This is a genomic window from Cryobacterium sp. TMT1-62 (assembly GCF_004403145.1).
Lineage (GTDB): Bacteria > Actinomycetota > Actinomycetes > Actinomycetales > Microbacteriaceae > Cryobacterium > Cryobacterium sandaracinum.
In genome coordinates, this window is the sequence record NZ_SOGZ01000003.1 from 22,799 (window position 1) to 30,902 (window position 8,104).

The 8,104-nt window shown below is 68.6% G+C and carries 7 protein-coding genes; all 7 read left to right on the top strand.

Translation table 11 applies throughout. From position 1 onward, the window contains the following. Positions 1-22 precede the first annotated feature (22 nt). Positions 23-2,200 (top strand): acyl-CoA dehydrogenase, encoded by a 2,178-nt coding sequence (locus E3T34_RS00830; protein WP_134341842.1) that lies wholly within the window; start codon positions 23-25, stop codon positions 2,198-2,200. Positions 2,201-2,400: 200 nt separating this feature from the next. Then, on the top strand, positions 2,401-3,327 hold the full coding sequence (locus E3T34_RS00835) for an ABC transporter ATP-binding protein (RefSeq protein ID WP_134341843.1): 927 nt from the start codon (positions 2,401-2,403) through the stop codon (positions 3,325-3,327). 2 nt (positions 3,328-3,329) lie between these two features. Then, positions 3,330-4,211 (top strand): ABC transporter permease subunit, encoded by an 882-nt coding sequence (locus tag E3T34_RS00840; RefSeq protein ID WP_166785015.1) that lies wholly within the window; start codon positions 3,330-3,332, stop codon positions 4,209-4,211. A 10-nt stretch (positions 4,212-4,221) separates the two neighbouring features. Further along, positions 4,222-5,499 carry a sensor histidine kinase gene (locus E3T34_RS00845; protein ID WP_241977302.1) on the top strand — a complete coding sequence of 426 codons (1,278 nt, stop codon included), beginning with the start codon at positions 4,222-4,224 and terminating at the stop codon, positions 5,497-5,499. Beyond that, complete coding sequence (locus E3T34_RS00850) at positions 5,496-6,167, top strand: response regulator transcription factor (RefSeq protein ID WP_104102527.1); 672 nt, start codon at positions 5,496-5,498, stop codon at positions 6,165-6,167. Before E3T34_RS00845 ends, E3T34_RS00850 begins: the two co-directional genes overlap by 4 nt. Before the next feature lie 10 nt (positions 6,168-6,177). Next, the gene (pip, locus tag E3T34_RS00855) at positions 6,178-7,134 is read left to right on the top strand and encodes a prolyl aminopeptidase (protein ID WP_104102525.1); all 957 of its coding nucleotides are present in this window, start codon (positions 6,178-6,180) and stop codon (positions 7,132-7,134) included. Between the two features lie 235 nt (positions 7,135-7,369). After that, positions 7,370-8,104, top strand: a 735-nt coding sequence (locus E3T34_RS00860; RefSeq protein ID WP_134341845.1) for a DNRLRE domain-containing protein, incomplete at its 3' end; no start/stop codon positions are given.

The window sequence follows — 8,104 nt, forward strand, 5'->3', positions numbered from 1 at the left end:
GCGCGAAGACGAAGGACCAACGATGGTTGACACTGCTCAGCGCTCCAACAGCACTACCCCCGCCAAGACGGAGAAGATCCCCGCCAAGACGGACAAGAAGACGGACGCGACCCTGGCCACGACCGTCGCCGTCACGCCCCCCGTGGCGCCCGGCGTCGACACCGGCCCGGTCATGATCGCCGGCCAGACCGGTGCCCCCACGGTCAACATCGAGTCGCTGCACCGGCAGCTGCTCGGCACCTGGGCCGACGTGCGCCTGCGGGCGCGCGAGCTCACGGCCAAGCCCGAACTGCAGCGCATCGAGGGTCAATCCATGGCCGAGCACCGCGAACGCGTGCTGGGCCAGCTCCTGATCCTGGCCGAGAACGGGCACGTGCACCGCGCGTTCCCGACGCACCTGGGCGGCGCCGACGACCACGGCGGAAACATCGCCGGGTTCGAGGAACTCGTCACCGCCGACCCCAGCCTGCAGATCAAGGCGGGCGTGCAGTGGGGTCTGTTCGGCGCGGCCGTGCTGCACCTCGGCACCAAGAAGCACCACGACGCCTACCTGCCGGGCATCATGACCATGCAGGTCCCGGGCGTCTTCGCGATGACCGAGACCGGACACGGCTCGGATGTCGCGGCCATCGGCACGACTTCGACCTACGACCCTGCCACGCAGGAATTCGTTATCGACACCCCGTTCCGCGCGGCGTGGAAGGACTACCTCGGAAACGCCGCGAAAGACGGCATCGCCGCCGTTCTCTTCGCCCAGCTGATCACGGCAGGCGTCAACCATGGAGTGCACGCATTCTGGGTGCCGATCCGCGACGAGTCCGGGGATTTCCTCCCCGGCATCGGTGGCGAGGACGACGGCCTCAAGGGCGGCCTCAACGGCATCGACAACGGGCGGCTCCACTTCGACGGGGTGCGCATTCCCCGCGAAAACCTGCTCAACCGCTACGGCGACGTCGCCGAGGACGGGACCTACACCAGCCCGATCTCCAGCCCCGGCCGCCGCTTTTTCACCATGCTCGGCACCCTCGTGCAGGGCCGCGTCTCGCTCGACGGCGCCGCCACCCAGGCTTCGGCGATGGCCCTCACGATCGCCATCACCTACGGCAGCCAGCGCCGCCAGTTCAACGCCGGTAGCGACACCGACGAGGAGGTCATCCTCGACTACCAGCGCCACCAGCGCCGTCTGCTGCCGCGCCTGGCCACGACCTACGCGCACACGTTCGCCCACGACGAGTTCCTGGTCAAGTTCGATCAGGTCTTCAGCGGCCAGGCCGACACGGATGCCGACCGGCAAGACCTCGAAACCCTCGCCGCCGCCCTCAAGCCGCTCTCGACCTGGCACGCTCTCGACACCCTGCAGGAGGCCCGCGAAGCCTGCGGCGGCGCCGGATTCCTCGCCGAGAACCGGCTGGTCGGCCTGCGCGCCGACCTGGACGTCTTCGCCACCTTCGAGGGCGACAACAACGTGCTCCTGCAGCTCGTCGCGAAGCGTCTGCTCACCGACTACAGCCGCAAGTTCGCCTCAGCCGGCCCGGGCGTGCTCGCCCGCTACGTCGTGCAGCAAGCTGCCGGCCGCGCCTACCACGGTACCGGGCTCCGCACCCTGGGCCAGGCGGTCTCCGACTTCGGCTCCACCGCTCGCTCCGTGGGCCACCTCCGCGACACCACGGTGCAGCGGGAGCTGCTCACCGACCGGGTCGAAACCATGATCGCCGAGATCGCGGGCAAGCTCCGCTCGGCCGGCAAGCTGGCACCGAAGGATGCCGCGGCCCTCTTCAACGCCAACCAGGACCAGCTGATCGAGGCGGCCCGTTCGCACGGCGAGCTGCTGCAGTGGGAGGCGTTCACCCGGGCGGTCGAGACCGCCGAAGACGCCGGCACGAAGCAGGTTCTGACCTGGCTGCGCGACCTGTTCGGCCTCGGCCTGGTGGAGAAGCACCTGGCCTGGTACCTGATCCACGGGCGCCTGTCGGCCAAGCGGGCACAGTCGGTCACGGCCTACATCGACCGCATCATCGCCCGGCTCCGCCCCCACTCCGTCGACCTGGTCGACGCCTTCGGTTACAGCCAGGACCACCTCCGGGCGGCAATCGCCAGCGGTGCCGAGCAGGAGCGCCAGAACGAGGCCAGGGACTACTACCAAACCCAGCGTGCCAACGGCACCGCTCCCCGCGCCGAGAAGGCTCCCGCCAAGAGGTAGCCCCGATCCGGTGGAGAGTGCCCGTTCCGCCGGCCGCTCTCTACCGGAACGGGCACCCTCGTGTCGTACCCAGGTACGAGGCCGGCGGGCGCACAAGCGTCCGCTGGGCCGATGCGTGCAGCATCCGTCCCCCGTAGCGTCGATGACGGGCCGATTTCACACGGTGAGACCGGCCCCACCGATGTACAACGAGGAGACGGATGATTCAGGCACAGTCCCTGACCAAACGGCACGGCGGCAAGACCGCGGTCGACGCGATCGACTTCACCGTGCAGCCCGGCAAGGTGACCGGCCTGCTGGGTCCGAACGGTGCCGGCAAGAGCACCATCATGCGCATGATCGTCGGACTGGACCGGCCGACCGCCGGCTCGGTCACGGTCAACGGCAAGCATTACAGCGAGCACCGGGCGCCGCTGTGCGAGGTGGGCGTGCTGCTCGACGCGAGGGCCGTGCACACCGGCCGCTCGGCCCGCAACCACCTGCTGGCCCTGGCGGCCACCCACGGCATCCCGGCCGCCCGGGTTGACGAGGTGATCGAGCTCACCGGGATTGGAGCCGTCGCCCGCACGCGCGTCGGCGGCTTCTCCCTCGGCATGGGCCAGCGCCTCGGCATCGCAGCGGCGCTGCTCGGCGACCCTGCGGTGCTGATTCTCGACGAGCCCGTCAACGGGCTCGACCCCGAGGGCGTGCAGTGGGTGCGCCAGCTGATGCGGTACCTCGCCGCGGAGGGCCGAACCGTGCTGCTGTCCTCGCACATGATGAGCGAAATGGCTCTCACGGCCGACCACCTGATCATGCTGGGCCGGGGAAAGGTGATCGTGAATGCCCCGGTCTCCGAGATTATCGGCATGGCCGGCACGCACCGGGTGCGCGTGCGCACCCCTCAGTCCGCCCAGCTTGCGGCCCTGCTCGCCCAGCCCGACGTCACCGTCACCACCGGAGAGCCGGACCTGCTCGAGGTAGCCGGTATTTCGGCCGGTGACATCGGCGAACAGGCCGCCGCCGCGGGCATCGTGCTGCACGAGCTGACCGGCGTGAGCGCGTCACTGGAAGAGGCTTACCTGGCCCTGACCCAAGACGAGGTGGAGTACCGCGCCAGCGGCTCCGCGCAACTGCAGGAGGCATGACGATGACCGAGACAACCGCGACCAAGACGCCCGCGCCCGCTGCTTCCTCCTCCCCGGCCGCGGACGGCACCGTGCCCGGCGCCGCATCCGCTGTGCACGGCCTGAGCGCGGCGGGCCTGCTGCGGTCGGAGTGGATCAAGCTGCGCAGCGTGCGCTCGACGGCATGGTCGTACGCCCTCCTCGTATTGGTTTCGCTCGCCCTCGCGGCGGTCATGTCCTCGACGCTCGACCTGCAGGGTGCGGACGCCTCGATGATCCCCGCGGCCGACCAGGCGACTTTCATCGCCCAGACCGCGACATTCGGGGTGTTCTTCGGCCAACTCATCGTGGCCGTCCTCGGCGCGCTGACCATCAGCGGCGAATACTCCACCGGCATGATTCGGTCCACGTTGACAGCGGTGCCGCGCCGGCTGCCCGCCCTTGCGGCGAAGGCCGCCGTGCTGTTCGTCACGACCTTCGTGGTTGGGCTGGCCGCCAACCTCGGTTCCTATCTGGTGGCGTCGCTGGTGCTTTCCCGGCAGGGCTTGGGCGTCAGCTTCGCGGATCCAGCCGTGTTCCTGCCGGTACTCGGCGGTGCGCTCTACCTGGCCCTGATCGCGGTCTTCGCCCTCGGCATCGGCACCATCGTGCGCAGCGGGGCCGGCGGCATCGCGGTCGTGCTCGGCATCGTGCTGTTGCTCCCGATGGTGTTCCAGGTGATCGCTGCCCCGTGGGCCGCCGCGGTGCTGCCGTATCTGGTGTCGAACGCGGGCATCAACATGTTCGGGTTGATGTCGTTCAGCCCGGTGCCGATCGAATGGTGGGTCAACCTGCTGGTGCTGCTCGGCTGGCTCGCGGTCAGCTTGGTCGGTGCCGCTGTGGTGTTGAAGCGGAGGGACGCGTAAAGTCCTCTGAATGACCGAATCACTCCTCGCCCTCGGTCGGCCGCTTGTGCCGACCGAGGGCGAACTGCGTCTGCCGACACCGCCGGGGGTGGCCGGGCGGTTCTGGGCGCGGCATCCGTGGCTCAGCGATGCGCTGGTCGCGAGCGCCTATTTCGTGCCCATGGCCGTCGTCTTCCTGATCGACCTGACACGGCAGGCCGGGCCCGGCCTGCCGCCGCAGGCCCTCATCACCGCCGCGGTGGTGATGGTCATCACGGCCGCACTGCTGGTCCGGCGGCATGCCCCGCTTCTCGTGCTCGGGGTGACCTGCGCAGGACTGGTCGTCGCGTTCCCCGGCCAGGGCGACACCCTGCCCGTGCTGATCGCGCTCTACACTGCCGCGGTCTACCGTGGCGTGCGAAGCGCCTGGTTCGGCCTCGCCGTGGCGATCGGCATCGGCGCCCTAGGTGCTTTTCCGGGCGCGAGCAGCTACGCATCCTGGCTTGCGGTCGCCTCCCAATCCGCGGTCCTCATGCTCGCGGCCACCCTGATCGGTGTCACGGTCGGCGATCGCAAGCGTTATGTGGCCGCGCTGGTCGAACTGGCCGCACAGCTGGCCCGAGAGCGCGACCAGCAGGCCCAGCTCGCCCGCATCACCGAACGCGGGCGCATCGCCCGGGAAATGCACGACATCATCGCGCACAGCCTCTCGGTCATGGTCGCGCTCGCCGACGGCGCCGACGCGCTGCTCGTCAAAGACCCGGAACGTTCGCGCGCTGCGCTGCGCGAGGTGGCCCGGACCGGCCGCGGCTCGATGTCCGAGATGCGCCGGCTGCTCGGCGTGCTGAGTGAGGGTCCTCAGGAGCAGGGCGACCCCGAGGGGACGGATATCCCCCTCCGGCCCCAACCCGGCGCCGACCAGCTCGTCGACCTGGTCGAATCGTTCCACGCCGCCGGACTGCCCGCCCGGCTGGAACTCACCGGGCGCATTCCCGGGAGCCAGGGTCTGCAGTTGACGGTCTACCGGATCGTGCAGGAATCGCTGACCAACGCGCTGCGGTATTCGGCGCATCCGACCGCGGTGACCGTGCGACTGATCCGGGTACCGGGGCGGCTCGAGGTGGTCATCGCCGACGACGGCCGGAACGCGTCGGCCACATTGCCGTCGTCGGCTGCCGGGCGGGGCATCATCGGGCTGCGCGAGCGCGTCGCGCTCTACGACGGCACCCTCGTGGCCGGGTGCCGTCCCGGCGGCGGCTGGCAGGTGCGCGCGACGATGACGGTCGACGAGACGGGGGAACGGGCATGACGCCGATCCGGATTTTGCTCGTCGACGACCAGGCGCTGCTGCGCACGGGCTTCCGGATGGTGCTCGAGGCCGAGGACGATTTCACCGTGGTGGCCGAGGCCGGCGACGGCGCCGAGGCGATCGCACTCGCCACCGACCTGCATCCCGACGTCATCCTGATGGATGTGCGGATGCCCGGAATCGACGGCATCGACGCCACACGGCGGATCACCGCCGCGTGCCCCGACAGCCGGATCATCATTCTCACCACTTTCGACCTCGATGAGTACGCGTTCGGTGGCCTCCGCGCGGGCGCGCGCGGGTTCCTGCTGAAAGACGCCCAGCCCGCTGAACTCACCGCGGCAATCCGGGCCGTGGCCTCGGGCGACGCCTCCGTTTCGGCGCGGGTGACCCGGCGCATGCTGGACCTGTTCGGAGCGAAGCTTCCGGGGGCAGATCGGGAGGCCGACGGTACCGAAGCGGATGCCGACGCCGGCCGACTCGGCCTGCTCACCGAGCGGGAGCGAGAGGTCTTCTTCGCGGTCGCGGAGGGTCTGTCGAACCCGGAGCTCGCCGAACGTTTCTTCCTGTCCGAGTCCACCGTCAAGAGCCACGTCGGACGCATCCTGGCCAAGCTTGAGCTGCGTGACCGAGTGCAGGTCGTCATTCTGGCCCACCGGCTCGAATAGGCTCGGGGGTATGCGCACCTTCTACCCCGAGATCGAACCCTACGAAACCGGACTCCTCGAGGTCGGTGACGGGCAGACCATCTACTGGGAGGCATCCGGCAACCCCGACGGCAAGCCGGCCGTCTACCTGCACGGAGGGCCGGGCGGCGGATCGAGCCCGAAGCAACGCCGCGTCTTCGACCCGAAGAAGTACCGCATCATCCTTTTCGACCAGCGTGGCTGCGGTCAGAGCACGCCGCACGCGAGCGCGGCGGACGCCGACCTCACCACCAACACCACCTGGCACCTCGTGTCCGACCTCGAGAAACTGCGCGAGCACCTCGGGATCGAGCGTTGGCTGGTCTGCGGCGGGTCCTGGGGCAGCACCCTCAGCCTCGCGTACGCCGAGACACACCCGGACCGGGTCACCGAACTCGTGTTGCGGGGCATTTTCACGCTGCGCCCGATGGAACTCGACTGGTTCTACGAGGGCGGCGCGTCGGCGATCTACCCGGACCTCTGGGAGAGCTTCATCGCCCCGGTTCCGGTGGAGGAGCGCGGCCACCTGATCAAGGCCTATAAGCGCCTGCTGCACGACCCCGACCAGTACGTGCGCGAGCGGGCCGGCGTGGCCTGGTCCACCTGGGAGTCCTCGACCATCACGCTGCTGCAGCAACCCGACACGATCGCGCGTTTCACCGAGCCGGCGTTCGCGGTGGCCTTCGCCCGGATCGAGAACCATTACTTCACCAACTCGGGCTGGTTCGAGCCGAACCAGCTGATCCGCGACGCGGACCGGCTGAAAGACATTCCCGGCGTCATCGTGCAGGGCCGCTATGACATGTGCACCCCCGCGTTCACCGCCTGGGAGCTGCACCAGAACTGGCCGGAGGCCGATTTCAGGCTGATCCCGGATGCCGGTCACTCCTTCGACGAGCCGGGCAACCTGGACGCGATCATCGAGGCGACGGACCGCTTCGCGGCCTGAGGCCGGCCGGGAGAATCCCGGCGACAGCAGGCCCAGACCGGTCGGACGGCGGTCCTGAATATGTGCTCGCTCCCGTCGAAATAATCCCTGCCGGTGGTCTGTCCAGGCCCTTGACACTCTCGTCTTATTTGGTAATCGCACTACCCTTCGATAGCATTCGAATATTGCTCAGGTGGCCCCTCTTCGGGGGTCACATCCCTCGCGCTCTCGATCGCGCACAATCTTGAGATGTTGTATGTCTGCTCTTTATGCTGCCCAAAAATCCCCGATCAAATTCCTGAACCGGCACCCCAATGGCAAGCCACGTCTCGCCAAGCTATGGCAACTCACGGCCGTCCTTGCGGCGACAGTGCTGGCCCTATCGGCTTTCGTTCCGTCGCCCGCGTCGGCGGTGACCTCTCCCCAGGCTGTCGCCGCTGCCCCGATCGCAGTGAAAGCGGGGGAGGCCACCTGGACCACTATCCGCGAACCCAGCACACCCCAGAACGCCACGCCGTACGTCAGCGCCACGTCGCTGGCTGACAAGACCTTCCTCAAATTCGACACGGCACAGTACACGGGCATGAGCGTCGTGTCGGCGACATTGGACTTGAAAGTCGCCAGCACCACCTCTACCGCACCTGGCGTGCAGGTCTATCCGGTCTCCTCGGACTGGAGCGCGTCGTCTCTGACTGAGTCGAACCGCCCGGCCCACATCGACACGGAACTGAGTGGGGCATCGGTTCGGGCTCTGACCGGACAGACAATTTCTGTGCCGCTCTCGGGTCTGAACGGTACAGCGTTGTCCGGGTCGACTGCGTTCGAGGTGCGCTTCGCCCAGAAGTTTGTCAGCACCTCGTTCGTAGGCAAAGGGGAGGCGCGCCCCACGCTGAAGCTCGTCCTCGCGGCAACCGGCTCGGCGACCGGCGCGGCGACCGGCTCGGCGACCGGCGCGGCGACCAGCGCGGCGACCGGCTCGGCGACCGGCTCG

What these genes read in the sequence shown, in the direction of transcription:
- E3T34_RS00830 (WP_134341842.1), top strand. Translation starts at nt 23, where the DNA reads ATGGTTGACACTGCTCAGCGCTCCAACAGCACTACCCCCGCCAAGACG.
- E3T34_RS00835 (WP_134341843.1), top strand. Translation starts at nt 2,401, where the DNA reads ATGATTCAGGCACAGTCCCTGACCAAACGGCACGGCGGCAAGACCGCG.
- E3T34_RS00845 (WP_241977302.1), top strand. Translation starts at nt 4,222, where the DNA reads ATGACCGAATCACTCCTCGCCCTCGGTCGGCCGCTTGTGCCGACCGAG.
- E3T34_RS00850 (WP_104102527.1), top strand. Translation starts at nt 5,496, where the DNA reads ATGACGCCGATCCGGATTTTGCTCGTCGACGACCAGGCGCTGCTGCGC.
- pip (WP_104102525.1), top strand. Translation starts at nt 6,178, where the DNA reads ATGCGCACCTTCTACCCCGAGATCGAACCCTACGAAACCGGACTCCTC.
- E3T34_RS00840 (WP_166785015.1), top strand. Translation starts at nt 3,330, where the DNA reads ATGACCGAGACAACCGCGACCAAGACGCCCGCGCCCGCTGCTTCCTCC.